This window comes from Polynucleobacter antarcticus (assembly GCF_013307245.1).
GTDB lineage: Bacteria > Pseudomonadota > Gammaproteobacteria > Burkholderiales > Burkholderiaceae > Polynucleobacter > Polynucleobacter antarcticus.
Window position 1 is genome coordinate 1,706,534 of sequence record NZ_CP028941.1, and the last position, 13,405, is coordinate 1,719,938.

Here is a 13,405-nt window from a genome sequence, read left to right on the forward strand (position 1 = left end):
CATGAAATCTCTTAGCCTTTGCCTTTCTTTAGTTACTCTATTGATGTTTCAGGGAACGCCCGCTATAGCGCAAACTGAACTGGCCACCGCACTCAAAGACGGTCAGCACGTGCTTTTGATGCGCCATGCCGATGCGCCTGGATTCGGTGATCCTTCAGGCTACCAGGTGAGCGAATGTGCTACACAACGCAATTTAGGGGAGTATGGTCGCAAGCAGGCTAAGGCAACGGGAGTATGGCTAACAAACCAGGGTATCGATAAAGCCAAGGTATTTAGTAGTCCCTGGTGCCGCTGTTTTGATACTGCAACACTACTAGGTAAAGGTAGCGTGACAAAAGAGGCTGCCTTAGGCTCTTTCTTTGACAATATGAGTCAATCGAAAAAATACACCGATGATTTAATTAAACTCATTGCACAAGAACGAGGCAAAGGTTCCAACAACCCTAATATGCCTATCATCATGGTGACGCATCATGTCAATATTCAGTCTTATACTGGCACGGTAGTCAGCTCTGGAGACATGGTGCTAGTCAAAGTAGATCAAAGCGGGCGGCCTGTCTCGCATAAAATTTACCCTAGCCCTTAACCCCCCAACACAATCATCTAACGGAACAGAAAGTCTTTATGCAACACGATGCCGCTTTAAATGTCTTAGGTCAGCCCTTGGTACCCTGCTCTTTTGAGCCATTAACTGGCTTCTTTCGGGACGGTTGCTGCAAGACCAATGAGCAAGATTTAGGAAGCCATTTAGTATGCGCAATTGTGAGCAATGAGTTTCTGCAATTTAGTCTCAAAAAGGGAAATGACCTTATTACCCCCAGACCAGAATATCGTTTTCCTGGATTAGTCGCTGGAGATCAGTGGTGCTTATGCTTGAACCGATGGATCGAAGCGCTAGAAGCAAACTGTGCCCCCATGATTAAGTTAGAGAGTACCCATCAAAAAGCCTTAGAAAAAGTATCTTTAGAAGTCTTACAAAAATATGCTGAGACTGCTGAAATATAACAGGCGTATTGCTGAAGAGATCAAGCCTACTTAAAGCCAAAGATCTCGATACGCTCCTTCTGGATCATGATCTTGGGTTTGTTTAGCGATATTAAATCGTCTACCGCCTCGTGGGTCTGTGCCGCGCCCTGCCAGGTACAGCCAATTTCCTTGATTACTATAGACGTCATAATCAATTAACTGAGACTCAAACCAAGCGGCGCCTGCTTGCCAATCTCCTTGCATGTCATAGACCCAGTAGCTCGCAACAATCTGGCGCATTCGATTAGATAAATACCCACTGGCAAGTAATTCACGCATCCCCGCATCTACTAGGGGCTCACCAGTATTGCCAGCGCTCCAGAACTTAAACTTCTTTGCATTCAATGCCTGTAGAGGTAGCTCGCTTAAACCTGAAGCACTATATAGTTTTTTTCCATACTTAAAGTGAATGAAACGAAAGTAGTCTCGCCATAGGAGCTCAAACCAAAGCCAATAGGTCCCATCATTAGCACCATGGTGCTGTTCATAGCTATCAATCTCAGAAGCAATTACTCGCGCAGAAAGACAACCGCTTGCTAAGCCAAGAGAGCACTTACTAGAATAGTCCAGGCCGATTAATTGATTTCGTGTCTCTTTATAGGTATCGGGTAATCGTCTTTTAAGATACTGCTGAAAGTGTGCATAAGCACTTGTCTCACCCCCTCGATAATGATGATGGATATCATTCGTCCGCTGCGAGCTATCTACCTCATTACTCTGCTGCGGTACTAATGGAATTGGAGGAATTGGTGGGATAACTTTGGGTGCTTTGACGGGTTTGGCATATCTCAATTCCGCTTTTTCTACAGCACGCCTAAAGGAAGAAAAAACATCAGGCATCTGCGGCAAATCAAATGGGAGATCTATAGGATCTAACATGCTGGACTGCCAGAATTCGTGTACTTCGATTCCCACACTCTGAAGACTAGATACCTGATCCATTTCTTCGGGCGCTTCAATGTGCTCACAGTAGATCACTTGAGCACCAGTAGCTTGCATCAAACCAGGTATTACCTCGCTCGGATGACCGGTGTATTCAAACAGATCGGAGCCCATCTGATTTAATTGTGTCCGCAGATCCTCTAAGGATTCTTTCAGAAAGCGTTTACGATGCGCGCCCATTCTCATGAACCCTAAAGGATGAGACACTTCCTCAGGCTGATGCAAATAGATGGGCAACAGATAATCTGCTGCAAGGCAGGCTTTTGCCAAACCGGGGTTATCTCTCAGCCGCAAATCATTTCTGAACCAATAAATCAAGACAGTCATTTATCCAACTTTCCATCTGAGGCATTTGAAGTTGCAGACTTTTTGAGGCGGCATGCATCCGAGCAGTACTTCACCTCATCCCAATTTTTAGCCCATGATTTTCGCCAAGTCATTTCTCTGCCACAAACTAAACATAGCTTGCTAGGCAAAGAAGCTTTGTTCCCTTTAAATCCTGAGTTTTTGGAGCTCGACATACCCACCTATACAAAAACGAATAGACTCATCAACATCAATCGAAACAGAGATCGACCTTGAAGGCTTTTTACACTGATCACTATGTTTTACCACTTCCTCCGGGACACCGCTTTCCTATGGAGAAGTACAGCCAACTGCGCGACTTAGTGTCCCGACTAGAGGGTATTGAACTCTTAGAGGCACCGAGCGTTAGCGATACCCAAATACTCTATGCCCATGATCCTGCCTATCTAATTAAGATTATCGAAGGCAAGCTGAACCCTCAAGAGCAACAAGAGATCGGCTTTCCTTGGAGCTTAGCTATGGTGGAGCGTTCACGCAGGTCTGCTGGGGCCACTCTAGCAGCTGCAAAGATCGCATTGAATGAAGGTATTGCCGCCAACCTGGCTGGTGGTACGCATCATGCCTATCGAAACAAAGGGAGTGGCTTTTGTGTATTTAATGACTCTGCCATTGCTGCAAGAGCCCTGCAAAAAGAGATAAGCTCCAAACTCAAAATAGCTATCATTGATTTAGACGTACACCAAGGCAATGGCACCGCTGCTATTTTGAAACACGATGCTTCTATTTTTACGCTTTCTATCCATGGCGAAAATAACTTTCCGTTTACCAAAGAAAAAAGTGATTTAGATATTGGCTTGCCAGACAACTGCCAAGATGATGCCTATTTAGCAGCGCTTAGCCAGGGCTTAGAAATACTAGATCAACGATTTAAAGCAGATTTCATCCTCTTTTTAGCAGGCGCAGATCCTCATGAGGGAGATCGGCTCGGTAAGCTTTGTATCAGCAAGACTGGTATGCGTCTGAGAGATGAACAGGTCTTTCAATATGGCCTGGATAACCAGGTTCCGATAGCTTTCAGTATGGCAGGTGGCTACGGCAAAGACATTCAAGAGACAGTCGACATACACCTGCAAACCATCCAAACAGCCCTGCGCTTTCAGCAAACAATACCTCGAGGCTTTAAAAGTACGTAAGTAGCCTAAAGCAGTCCAAAACACCCTAAAATGTCGACACCATGAAAGCACTCCGTGTCGCACTTATTTTCTTAGCAATCAGCAAACCAATATCGGCCTGGGCGGTAGATCTTCAACCCAATGATATTGTTGCACCTCCCCCAGGATTAAATATACTGACCTTGAGTTATTTCTCAACAGAAAACACCACTTTCTATAGAAATGGTGTGGCCAATGCAAAGCCAATTGGCGCTAGTCCCGTCATTGATACCCAATATGCCATCTTACGGGGCTCTACTACCTATTTATTGGGAGAGCTGCCTGGCGTGTCTTATATTCAGCTACCTTATGGCACCGTGAGTCCGGCAGGATCGCTCGCAAACAATCCAAACAGCACGGGTATTGGTGACCTCACGGTCGCAACGGCTTTTTGGCCTTATGCCAATAAAAATACCAGAACCTACCTTGCCATTGCTGCGTATCTCACTAGCCCCACTGGCACGTATTCACCTCAGCAAGTATTTAATGTCAGTGAAAATCGTTTTAGAACAGACTTACAAATGGGCTTCCAGACCCCTATTACCAAGAGTCTGGATGGCATGATTGCTGTAGACACCCGATGGTATGGTGGTAACAGCGAATGCGCAGCAGCATGCGGACTTGCTACGAATGGCTCACTTACTCAGAAACCACTCACCACTACGCAATTAGGTCCGATTTATAAGATCAATTCAACTTTTACTATAGGTGCCTCTTATTTTTACGTCGCGGGTGGGGCAACATCAGTGAATAATAACTATTTAAACAACGTTGTGAACACGCAGCGATTTTTATTGAGCGGGCAAGCCCATACGCCTATCGGCAGGATATCCTTGCAATACGGACGTGATATGGAAATCAAGAATGGTTTTATGCAAACACGCGTCTTAGCATTGCGACTCCAAAAAAGCTTTTAAGGCACTACAACTGAACTTGCTATAGCTAGAGTCAATGGGTTTACTTTAATTGATGTGGTTTATTGGTAGTCCAATATTTCTGCATTTCTATAAACAGAAACGAAGCAGACCACGTAATCAGAATCAACCCTGTAAGGGCCTCAACGCCGGTGAGATACCTTAAATATCCTTGAGCAACAATCTCCCCATAACCCACTGTGGTGAAAGTAATGAAAGACAAATAAGCGCAGTCCAATAAAACGCCATGGCCTGATAACTCCCCCACCAAACTACCCATCTGTGGAAACTGCAAAGTAGCAAAATATCCTAGAGCAAAGACCCAAATCTCGAGGATGTGGGCCATAAATATCACTCCAACACCAATCAATACTTTAAAGCGCGGCGCTTTATTTTCTACTCTAGGCAGATACTTATCTAATTGAGAAAGTACTTCATAATGAATCAAAGTCGCTATCAAGGCTAGCAAGCCATTCACAATGAAAGCAGAAATTAGCAGCATAAGAGGAAATGAAGTTTTTTAAACAAAGTGAATTCGAGAATCTAGTGATCCTATTTACTATACCTAAAATAGTTCGTCTTATCCAATAACATGACAGATCAAGTATTGAGATGCAATCAAAAGCAATGGATTCACTCAGGATGATTTCAGTAAAATGATTGGTATGAACTATCGCCCACTCATACCCTTCATAGCACTCTGGATATATGGAACAAGCCTAGCTGCTGAGGATGAAAATCGATTTTCTTTAAATTACCTGAATCTTAAAAATGATTCTCGGCAATATGCATCAGATCCCGTTTTAGAATTCTGGGGCTACCATGACTCTCAGGGTGATGACAATACAGTAGACACTCTCAAACTACGTTACTACCAACCGATAGAGATCGGTAAGCTGCGCGGCATGGCAAGGCTGGATACTGCCTATGCTAAAAACTATGGCCCCTCTTTTCCCGCAGAAAATCAAGGGCAATACAGTGCTGGAAACACCATGCTGACAGTTTGGGGAAGTCATCCTAATATCTTACCCAACTGGGGCGCTAATTTGGGTGCGCGAATTATTTTTCCTTTTGGCAATAATGGTCAGTGGGCCATAGGCCCTCAAATAGGAAGCAGCTTTAAGCCTACTGAAGGTAGTAAGACCATACTGGCAGACTTCTCGCCGCTTGTTCGATATATGTATGGATTTGATACCAAAAATAACTCTTTTCAAATCAATCCTAATCAACCGCACTTAGTTCGTAACCTGCAGCTCTTTCCCACTATTGGTATTACCCTGGGACCTCATACTCAAATTCGTTTCTGGGATGAGAATGGGATTATTTATAACTCTGCAGGGGGTGGCTGGTTTGTTCCTCTAGATGCTATGGTGACCCATCGCCTCTCCCGAAATTTACTCTTTGCAGTGGGCGCTGCCAAGCAAGTTGTTCAAACGTATAACGTATTCAATTTGTCTGTTTACGGTAAAGTTTCCTATTCTTTTTAGGAAGAACCCTCTTTCAGTATTTAAGCCTCTACTAGGTGGCCCGTTTTGACAAAGATGGTGCAACCTTCTTTACTGAAAGGCTGATGCTTACTCATATGGGGACTCCTAATCCATGAGCCAGTAGGATAGCGGCCATGCTCATCTTCAAACACCCCATCCACAACATAGATCTCTTCTCCACCAAAATGCTGATGTGGGTTGAAGTAGGTTTGTGGAGCCCAGCGAACTAAAGTAGATCCTGAACCTTGTCGCATTAAAGGCATCACCTGTAAGCCCGCAACCATACCCTGAAACCACTCCGCATTCCGCGTATCAATCACCTCGCGATGCACTTGATCTGCGCCTAAGTGGCGCAGCTTCACAAAGAGCGTACAGCCAGATTCGCTAAAAGGCGCATGGGCTGAGCCCGGCGGGTTCATGATGTAGGTACCCGCTGGATAGTCGCCTGCTTCATCACTCAAAATACCATCAAGCACAAGAATTTCTTCACCTAACTCATGGGTGTGTAATGGAAAGTGGGAGCCTGGCAGATATCGCACAATCGAAGTAGCCTTTGCGATCTCATCACCAATGCGATCAAACATACGTCGCTCAACCCCTGACTCAGGACTGACTATCCAAGGGAGATCATGATGGTTCAGAACCACGCGTTCTTTGTAATCTGCATTGATATTCAAAAATACCGCCTTTACTGTTTCTAAATTAACTATGGGCTGCCGTCTATCCGAGGTCCACTGTCAGAATAGCAAATAAATTACTCTATAACTCGAAAGAAGCTAGATTTTGGAGTCAGGGCCATGCAATACTGAAGAAATATCATGGCAAAAAAATCATATCATCATCAGAAATTTACCCGTGCAGACTTGGCTCATATCGCAACAATTGCCATGCTAGAGCGCGGTCTTGAGCCTGAATTTTCAGCAGAAGTACACAATCAGCTCGATTTAATTGCAGCGCCTGGGCAAGATCAGGATCCCACTATTACTGATCTGACAGGCTTACTATGGTGCTCTTTAGATAATGATGACTCTCGAGATCTCGATCAATTAACAGCATCTATCTCACTAGAAAATGGCTCTACCAAAATTTTTGTAGCGATTGCCGATGTAGATGCGGTAATTAAAAAGCATTCTCCGATTGATGAGCATGCCAAGCTAAATACAGCATCAGTGTATACATCGGCACGAATCTTCCCCATGCTTCCTGAAAAGCTCTCCACTAATCTCACCTCCTTAAATCCAGATGAGTTACGTTTAGCCTTGGTGACCGAGATGACTATTTCTCAGGATGGGACAGTAGAGGACTCTCAAATATACCGAGCCAAGGTAATCAACAAGGCCAAGCTAGCCTACGATGCCATCTCTGCTTGGATTGAGGGCGTAGGTTCCGCTCCAACCGCTCTTTGTAGTGTGAAGGGCATGGAAGAGCAACTCCATACTCAAGATCGGGTTGCACAGACACTGCGCAAGCGCCGACATGATGCGGGATCCCTTCACTTAGAGCTCTTCCAGCCTAAGGCGATTTTTAAGAAAGATCTTATTGTTGGTATTCAGGAGCAAGTGCAGAACCGCGGTCGACAACTGATTGAAGAGTTCATGATTGCAGTCAATGAGAGCACCGCACATTTCCTACTTAAGCACCGCGTGCCCTCTTTGCGAAGAGTCGTACGTAGTCCAGATCGATGGTTAAGAATTGTGGAGCTTGCTAGGCAGTATGGCGATGTCCTACCTGCGGATCCTGACTCTAAAGCCTTATCTGAATTTTTAGCGAGGCGCTTAAAGGCCGATCCTATTCGTTTTCCAGATCTGTCTTTAATTGTGGTGAAGCTCATGGGCCCAGGAGAGTATGTATTAGAGCGGCCCGGTACCGATGCTATCGGACACTTTGGTCTAGCGGTTCAAGACTATACCCACTCTACCGCCCCTAATCGTCGCTATCCCGATCTCATTACCTTACGAATGATTAAAAGCATTCTTCAAAAGCAAGCTCTAGCTTATGAAACGAAAGAGCTACAAGAGTTAGCAGAGCACTGCACTAAACAAGAGGATGCCATTCGGAAAGTTGAGCGCAGGGTACGTAAATCAGAGGCAGCACTCTTTCTAGAGCCTTATATTGGCAAGACCTTTGATGGCATTATTACTGGCATTGCCCCAAATAATGGCTGGGTACGTATTTTCAATCCTCCTGCAGAGGGTATGCTGATGAGTCGAACGCAGTTAGTGGATATCGGCAGAAAAGTACATGTGCAACTGGTATCAACTAATGTAGAAATGGGCTTTATTAACTTTGCATTAGTCTAGCGTTTACTTTTACTTATTTTTGCTTACTTTTGTGATTTGTACTTTTGAACGGCCTGCTTCAGATCTGTATATTCTTCACAGCCAAACTTGCAAGCTTTATCCAATCGAGCAAGTAGTGCCTCTGCACCAGGCAGATCACGGTTCATCAGTTTGAGCTCACCGTAATATTCAAGTGCACCTCTGTGCTTTGGGTCTATCTGCAATGCGGCTTGATAAAACTTTTCTGCTCCCGCCAAATCTGGTGGCTGCTTCTTGCGAAGACTAAATCCCATCAAGTTATTCCAGTCAGCAGACGATGTTTCATTAGCAGCCTGTAACTGCTTGACTGCCACATCATATTTTTTAGCTTTGATACTGGCTCTAGATTCAGATAACCAGACAGAATCTGACTTTACTGTTGGCGTGTCATCAGCTTGGACAAACCCAGCTAAGGTCATACACAATAAGCCAGCCAGCAAAAATGGCTTCATGAAAATCCTTAGGATTTATTGAACTGCAAATACTTGCCAAATGTGAAGACAGAATTAGGTCCGAGAGGGGCTTTTTTCACTTTGGGGCGCTTGGCTAAGGTTGCAATCACCGCGGGTGTTTTCACTTTGAGCTCTGGCGCTCTGCGAACTACTGGAGAGCCTTTAGTACTAGGCTCAATCGTGATTGTTGATTGACTGAGAGCCTTGGCCAAACTCACTTGGGCGATTTGCTCTTGCATGAAGACATGCAGATCCGTCCATAACTTGGCGCCCAAATCCTCTTGATAGGATTGAGTCCCTTGAATGACGTCCATGACTTCTTTCAAAGAAATCTCTTCTGGTTTTCTCGCAAGAGAGTAGCCTCCGCCAGGGCCACGATGACTCTGAATCATTCCCGCAGTTCTCAAAGCGGCAAAAATAAGCTCTAAATAAGAAATGGATAGCCCATGTCTTTTGCTAATCAATGGCATTGAAATGGCATGCCCATGCAAAGTGTGGGCAGCAATGTCTAATAAGACATTAAAGGCGATTTTGCTTTTACTGGAAACTCTCATAATCCTTAATATACACTTTCCCTATAAGATTGCATCTGACGCATCAAAATATATTTAAACCTATTAAAATCATGAGGTTATTAGATTTAAATAACTCACTTACCCCATGAAAAATCACCATTTACTCACTCTCAATCCCCATGATTGATGAAATGATTCGCAAGTCAATTCGGGAAATGGTTGGCGGAAGTAAGGGGCCGCCCGTTGCCTTTCTCGAGCCCCCGGGGGATCGCGGTCTTTTTGGCCCCGAATCCATGCCCTGGGAAATCCATGCTGACTTTATGTCAATGATGATTGGTGGCATTAGCTCTTTGATTCTTCAGGCCTTACACCCTGGAGCATTGGCAGGGGTTTGGGATCACTCTAGTTTTAGAGAAGATCTGAAAGGAAGATTAGGCAGGACGGCTTTCTTTATTGCTGCCACAACCTATGGCTCTACTGCCATGGCAGAAAGTATCATTACTAGAGTGAATCAGATTCATACAAAAGTTACCGGCTTTGATGAATTTTCTCGTCCATATCAAGCTACTGACCCGCATCTCTTAAATTGGGTGCACATCACCGAGACTAGTAGTTTTTTAAGTTCTTACTTGGCGCACAAAAATAAATACTTAACGCAGGGTCAAAAGGATCAATATTTTTCTGAGATGGCACGCTTAGCAGTCAAGTTGGGCGCCGTTGATGTCCCGAACGCCCAACGTGGCACAACTGAGATGATGAAGCAATATCGCAGCGAATTGTATTTTGGAGATCGCGCTAAAAATATTGTGAGTTTATTAAATCATTTCCCTGCAAGTCTCCCAGCCAAACCCTTCGTCAAGCTGATTACCGAGGCTGGCTTTGCCAATCTACCTGATTGGGCTTTTGAATTAATCCAGCGTAAGAAGCCCTCCTTGATAGAAAAGCTGGCACTCGATACCGCGGTTTCAGTGATTGCTAAGCCGGTAAGACTGGCTTTAAAAGATGGTGTTGCTGCCCATAGCTATCGCCGGATTTATGGCAAAGACAAGATCGACTAAACCGAGGCTGTCTTTTGACTGTCTTCTTTTGCAGCAATCTTTGCCTTACTCAATGCCTCAAAATCCACCATCGGGTGATGGCCCATTTGATAGCACGCACAGTGCTTACCTAAAATCCAACGCGCTAATTTAATACGAAACGCAGTAAACATAAAATTCCTTCATTCTTTTCAGCTTTATTCGTAAAGCAGCACATATATAAAAATAACAAACTGCAGTAGGTTAATGATGACGCTCGACCCATGCAATAAACCAAAATACTTTTTGTTACCAGAGTCTGCAGCACGATTAATAGCAGGTGTCAGCACTACTAGAGAGAGTAAGAATAAAGCAGCACAGAACACTAGCAATATCGTATTGACATACCCCTCTACCAAAAAGGCGGCAAGGCAGGTAAATAGGCCCAAGAAAATATAGTATTTCGGAAAGAATGCCCTCACGTATTTGCTAGACCATTCTTGAGGCAGCACTTTAAAAACCGTAGGCGCTACTGCTACCGTGAAAAATAACATGATGCCCAGCATGCCGGAAACAATATAAAGACTGAGTAAGTTACTGTTCACTATTTGATCCTACTATCAATTAAGTTTGAATTTTTGGGCTGCTATTCATCAGACAGGATTTTTCAGCAGTCTGCTGTGCATTACCAAACCAGTCAGGTTTTTTATCTAAGCCATTCATTTGCAAATCATTAAGCTGTCGATTACTGAGATTGCTCTCAAGCGTTTTGGCTACACAAGCACAGTAAGGCTGAAAGTCAATTTCTGTCATGGACTTTTTCATACCGCCATGGGCTTTTAACTGTGTACGAACGCAGTCCTGCATTAAGTCACGGGTCTGATTGGCAAACCCAGGACTGCTAAGCAACATGAAGCCTAGGGCAATAGTGAAAAGCGAAGATCGAGTCTGATGGATCATGATGGGTGCTACCTATGTGGGTTCTGAGCTAAAGAGTTACAAACTGATAGCTTAATATAGCTTGAAACATTCATCCTTGCAGAGTGGCCCATCATAAGCACCCTGCTATCTTAAATACGCCTTCAACTCGACTATTAATCGGCTTCGCTGCTCTTTCAGTAAAAACTGGCCTAGAGGAATTCTGAGGTCTGACTGAAAAATTTCAAACGACTTTGCATTCAGCAGGGTCTGATCAATCCGCGCCCAGCGGGTATTGAATTCATACACAGTCTCTTTGCAGGCAATCGATTTTTTGATCCGCAGACGCTCACCTTCAATCTCAATTTGCTCAAAATCTAGTGCATGGCGGGAGTAAATCAGGAAGCCAGCAGTTAAAGCCGTGAGCTCAATACAGGTGAATATCAAAATGATGGAGTACCCAAGCAGAGAAAACCCAATTCCAATAATGAGTGAAACAGCCACTAGGGCCCAATAGAAGCGAAAAAGCTCCTTGGGGCTGAGGGCACAGTTGCGTTTCATGAGCCAGGTTTTCATGGGGACAATATTAGAATTTCTCTCAGCATTATTTTAGGATGATTGCTGTTGATCGGCAGATCCTCAGACAAAATGCAATGTCCATGAGACACTAATGGGTATTCACCCATAGCTGGGCAAATAGACTCAAAACAAGGGAAGATTGTCTCAATGAAAAATTACTCCCCTCTATCATGACTCTTCCTAAAAAAATCAGCAAAGCCGTAGATGTACTGGTCGATATCACCATCAATTCCAAGCTAGGTAAGCCGGTATCTTTGCCAGAAATAGCTAAAAGACAACACATGTCGCGCCAATATCTTGAAAGCCTGATTCGGGTGATCAGGAATGCAGGTTACGTGAAAGCTATTCATGGGCGTACCGGCGGTTATTTATTGCTTGTAGACCCGAAAGAAATTCTTGTCAAAGATATCGTTAATCTCTTAGAGGGTCTTCGCAAAACCAGATTCAAGGTAGAGGAGTTTGCGCAAGAGATTTATGCGTCTATTGAAGATCATGCCAGTATCAATAAAGGCAAACAGTGGATTGGTGAGTTCATTTCCAAGTCTGTACCCTCTTTTGAGGATATCAGCGAGGCTCCATCGAAATTAAGTCAGTTCATTCAGTATCTTAGCCCGCAGGATGGTCCTAAGAAACGCCCTGCCTTGGAAATACAAACCGTCATCAAAAGCTCGGGCTCTTCCGTGAATTTACCAACGATGGCCTTAGGTCCCAATTCTATTTTTAGCTACGGGGCATACCTCACAAAATAAGTGGGGGTAAGCGCAGCTGCGATTTAGCTCAGTCGGACTGGGGTTTAGTCGATGACACTTCAGGACTTGCTGCTGGGGTGAGGTCTTTTATAAGACTTGGGGCTGCCATCTTTTTACCATCCCATACCTGCCCACACCAGCACTCTCCTGCACTATTAATAATACAAACGCCTGACCCACAACAACGCTCATCTGGAGAATTCACAATAAAGCCCCTATATCTTGGTTAAAAATGCCATAAGTTTGATCTAATTGATATCCTGAAGCAGTGTCAATTTTAGAATTTTTTCTGAAATAAATCTTAGCAAGCTATTAAATCCCATTTTTGAATATTTTATCAAGATCATGCAAGCCTTATTATTAGATGCACCCTCCGTCAATACGGGGATGAATTTACTAAGGAAGGATGGGTGCGTCTACTATCACCCTAGTCTGATTGATCCAATACAGTGCACAAGCTTATTTAAGCAACTTTTCCAATCGCTGCCCTGGCAAGCTGATCAACTCGTGATGTTTGGAAAGCAGATCACCACCGAACGGAAAGTGGCCTGGGTGGGAGATCAAGGTTGCACTTATACCTACTCTGGCGTCAAAAAATATCCTGAGCCATGGACGCCTGAACTTTTAGAAATTAAAGCTCTAGCGGAAGATATTGCCCAATGGCAATTCAATTCTTGCTTACTCAATTTGTATCACAACGGTAGCGAAGGTATGGGCTGGCACAGCGATAATGAAACAGAATTAGACCCGCTAGCACCCATTGTTTCCGTGAGCCTAGGTGGTGTGCGCAAGTTTGGGTTTAAGCATAGATTGGATAAAACCAGCACCTCCTTATTTTTAGAGGATGGCAGTGCTTTGATCATGCATGCACCTACCCAAGCACATTGGAACCATAGCTTACTTAAAACGAAGACCGATGTTGGTCCACGCATTAACCTTACCTTTCGCAGTATCCAGCAAGTCAGTTCCTAA

General features: G+C 44.2%; 20 protein-coding genes. 9 read left to right on the plus strand and 11 right to left on the minus strand.

What is annotated here, in order from left to right:
• Window position 1: 1 nt before the first annotated feature.
• A complete protein-coding gene (locus DCO16_RS08870; RefSeq protein WP_173943315.1) occupies window positions 2–586 on the plus strand; it encodes a histidine phosphatase family protein in 585 nt (194 codons plus the stop codon).
• 38 nt (window positions 587–624) lie between these two features.
• Window positions 625–1,005: a DUF2237 family protein gene (locus DCO16_RS08875; protein WP_173943316.1), complete on the plus strand. Its 381-nt coding sequence runs from the start codon at window positions 625–627 to the stop codon at window positions 1,003–1,005.
• Between the two features lie 30 nt (window positions 1,006–1,035).
• Here DCO16_RS08875 and DCO16_RS08880 read toward each other — a convergent pair whose 3' ends face one another.
• Window positions 1,036–2,295, minus strand: a complete 1,260-nt coding sequence (locus DCO16_RS08880; protein WP_173943317.1) for a DASH family cryptochrome — start codon at window positions 2,293–2,295, stop codon at window positions 1,036–1,038.
• Window positions 2,292–2,489 carry a DUF2256 domain-containing protein gene (locus DCO16_RS08885; protein ID WP_173943318.1) on the minus strand — a complete coding sequence of 66 codons (198 nt, stop codon included), beginning with the start codon at window positions 2,487–2,489 and terminating at the stop codon, window positions 2,292–2,294. Before DCO16_RS08885 ends, DCO16_RS08880 begins: the two co-directional genes overlap by 4 nt.
• Before the next feature lie 57 nt (window positions 2,490–2,546).
• Between DCO16_RS08885 and DCO16_RS08890 the strand changes: the two genes are divergently transcribed.
• Window positions 2,547–3,467 carry a histone deacetylase family protein gene (locus tag DCO16_RS08890; protein ID WP_217426652.1) on the plus strand — a complete coding sequence of 307 codons (921 nt, stop codon included), beginning with the start codon at window positions 2,547–2,549 and terminating at the stop codon, window positions 3,465–3,467.
• 41 nt (window positions 3,468–3,508) lie between these two features.
• Complete coding sequence (locus DCO16_RS08895) at window positions 3,509–4,402, plus strand: transporter (protein ID WP_173943319.1); 894 nt, start codon at window positions 3,509–3,511, stop codon at window positions 4,400–4,402.
• Window positions 4,403–4,442: 40 nt separating this feature from the next.
• Here the strand turns inward: DCO16_RS08895 and DCO16_RS08900 are convergent, their stop codons facing one another.
• Window positions 4,443–4,901: a potassium channel family protein gene (locus tag DCO16_RS08900; protein WP_173943320.1), complete on the minus strand. Its 459-nt coding sequence runs from the start codon at window positions 4,899–4,901 to the stop codon at window positions 4,443–4,445.
• Between the two features lie 163 nt (window positions 4,902–5,064).
• Between DCO16_RS08900 and DCO16_RS08905 the strand changes: the two genes are divergently transcribed.
• On the plus strand, window positions 5,065–5,886 hold the full coding sequence (locus DCO16_RS08905; RefSeq protein ID WP_173943321.1) for a hypothetical protein: 822 nt from the start codon (window positions 5,065–5,067) through the stop codon (window positions 5,884–5,886).
• 20 nt (window positions 5,887–5,906) lie between these two features.
• Here the strand turns inward: DCO16_RS08905 and DCO16_RS08910 are convergent, their stop codons facing one another.
• On the minus strand, window positions 5,907–6,563 hold the full coding sequence (locus DCO16_RS08910) for a cupin domain-containing protein (protein ID WP_173943322.1): 657 nt from the start codon (window positions 6,561–6,563) through the stop codon (window positions 5,907–5,909).
• 141 nt (window positions 6,564–6,704) lie between these two features.
• On the opposite strand from DCO16_RS08910, the gene DCO16_RS08915 reads away from it, so the two are divergent.
• Entirely contained in the window at window positions 6,705–8,186 is a 1,482-nt protein-coding gene (locus tag DCO16_RS08915; protein ID WP_173943323.1) for an RNB domain-containing ribonuclease, read from the plus strand.
• A 23-nt stretch (window positions 8,187–8,209) separates the two neighbouring features.
• Here the strand turns inward: DCO16_RS08915 and DCO16_RS08920 are convergent, their stop codons facing one another.
• Both DCO16_RS08920 and DCO16_RS08925 read right to left on the minus strand, forming a co-directional pair.
• Window positions 8,210–8,656 (minus strand): tetratricopeptide repeat protein, encoded by a 447-nt coding sequence (locus DCO16_RS08920; RefSeq protein ID WP_254598030.1) that lies wholly within the window; start codon window positions 8,654–8,656, stop codon window positions 8,210–8,212.
• A gap of 8 nt (window positions 8,657–8,664) precedes the next feature.
• The gene (locus tag DCO16_RS08925; protein WP_173943324.1) at window positions 8,665–9,210 is read right to left on the minus strand and encodes an RrF2 family transcriptional regulator; all 546 of its coding nucleotides are present in this window, start codon (window positions 9,208–9,210) and stop codon (window positions 8,665–8,667) included.
• A gap of 140 nt (window positions 9,211–9,350) precedes the next feature.
• Between DCO16_RS08925 and DCO16_RS08930 the strand changes: the two genes are divergently transcribed.
• Window positions 9,351–10,229 carry an oxygenase MpaB family protein gene (locus tag DCO16_RS08930; protein WP_173943325.1) on the plus strand — a complete coding sequence of 293 codons (879 nt, stop codon included), beginning with the start codon at window positions 9,351–9,353 and terminating at the stop codon, window positions 10,227–10,229.
• Here the strand turns inward: DCO16_RS08930 and DCO16_RS08935 are convergent.
• The 4 genes from DCO16_RS08935 to DCO16_RS08950 all read right to left on the minus strand — a co-directional run bounded on the left by DCO16_RS08935 (window position 10,226) and on the right by DCO16_RS08950 (window position 11,681).
• Complete coding sequence (locus tag DCO16_RS08935) at window positions 10,226–10,381, minus strand: hypothetical protein (RefSeq protein ID WP_173943326.1); 156 nt, start codon at window positions 10,379–10,381, stop codon at window positions 10,226–10,228. The genes DCO16_RS08930 and DCO16_RS08935 overlap by 4 nt on opposite strands.
• Before the next feature lie 24 nt (window positions 10,382–10,405).
• A complete protein-coding gene (locus DCO16_RS08940; protein WP_254598031.1) occupies window positions 10,406–10,792 on the minus strand; it encodes a DUF4149 domain-containing protein in 387 nt (128 codons plus the stop codon).
• 19 nt (window positions 10,793–10,811) lie between these two features.
• Window positions 10,812–11,147, minus strand: a complete 336-nt coding sequence (locus tag DCO16_RS08945; protein WP_173943327.1) for a hypothetical protein — start codon at window positions 11,145–11,147, stop codon at window positions 10,812–10,814.
• Between the two features lie 105 nt (window positions 11,148–11,252).
• Window positions 11,253–11,681 (minus strand): DUF2244 domain-containing protein, encoded by a 429-nt coding sequence (locus DCO16_RS08950; protein ID WP_173943328.1) that lies wholly within the window; start codon window positions 11,679–11,681, stop codon window positions 11,253–11,255.
• Between the two features lie 173 nt (window positions 11,682–11,854).
• Here DCO16_RS08950 and DCO16_RS08955 point away from each other — a divergent pair, with 173 nt between their 5' ends.
• Window positions 11,855–12,433 (plus strand): RrF2 family transcriptional regulator, encoded by a 579-nt coding sequence (locus DCO16_RS08955; protein WP_173943329.1) that lies wholly within the window; start codon window positions 11,855–11,857, stop codon window positions 12,431–12,433.
• 28 nt (window positions 12,434–12,461) lie between these two features.
• On the opposite strand, the gene DCO16_RS08960 is transcribed toward DCO16_RS08955, so the two are convergent.
• Window positions 12,462–12,638: a hypothetical protein gene (locus DCO16_RS08960; RefSeq protein WP_173943330.1), complete on the minus strand. Its 177-nt coding sequence runs from the start codon at window positions 12,636–12,638 to the stop codon at window positions 12,462–12,464.
• A gap of 140 nt (window positions 12,639–12,778) precedes the next feature.
• On the opposite strand from DCO16_RS08960, the gene DCO16_RS08965 reads away from it, so the two are divergent.
• Window positions 12,779–13,405: an alpha-ketoglutarate-dependent dioxygenase AlkB family protein gene (locus tag DCO16_RS08965; protein WP_173943331.1), complete on the plus strand. Its 627-nt coding sequence runs from the start codon at window positions 12,779–12,781 to the stop codon at window positions 13,403–13,405.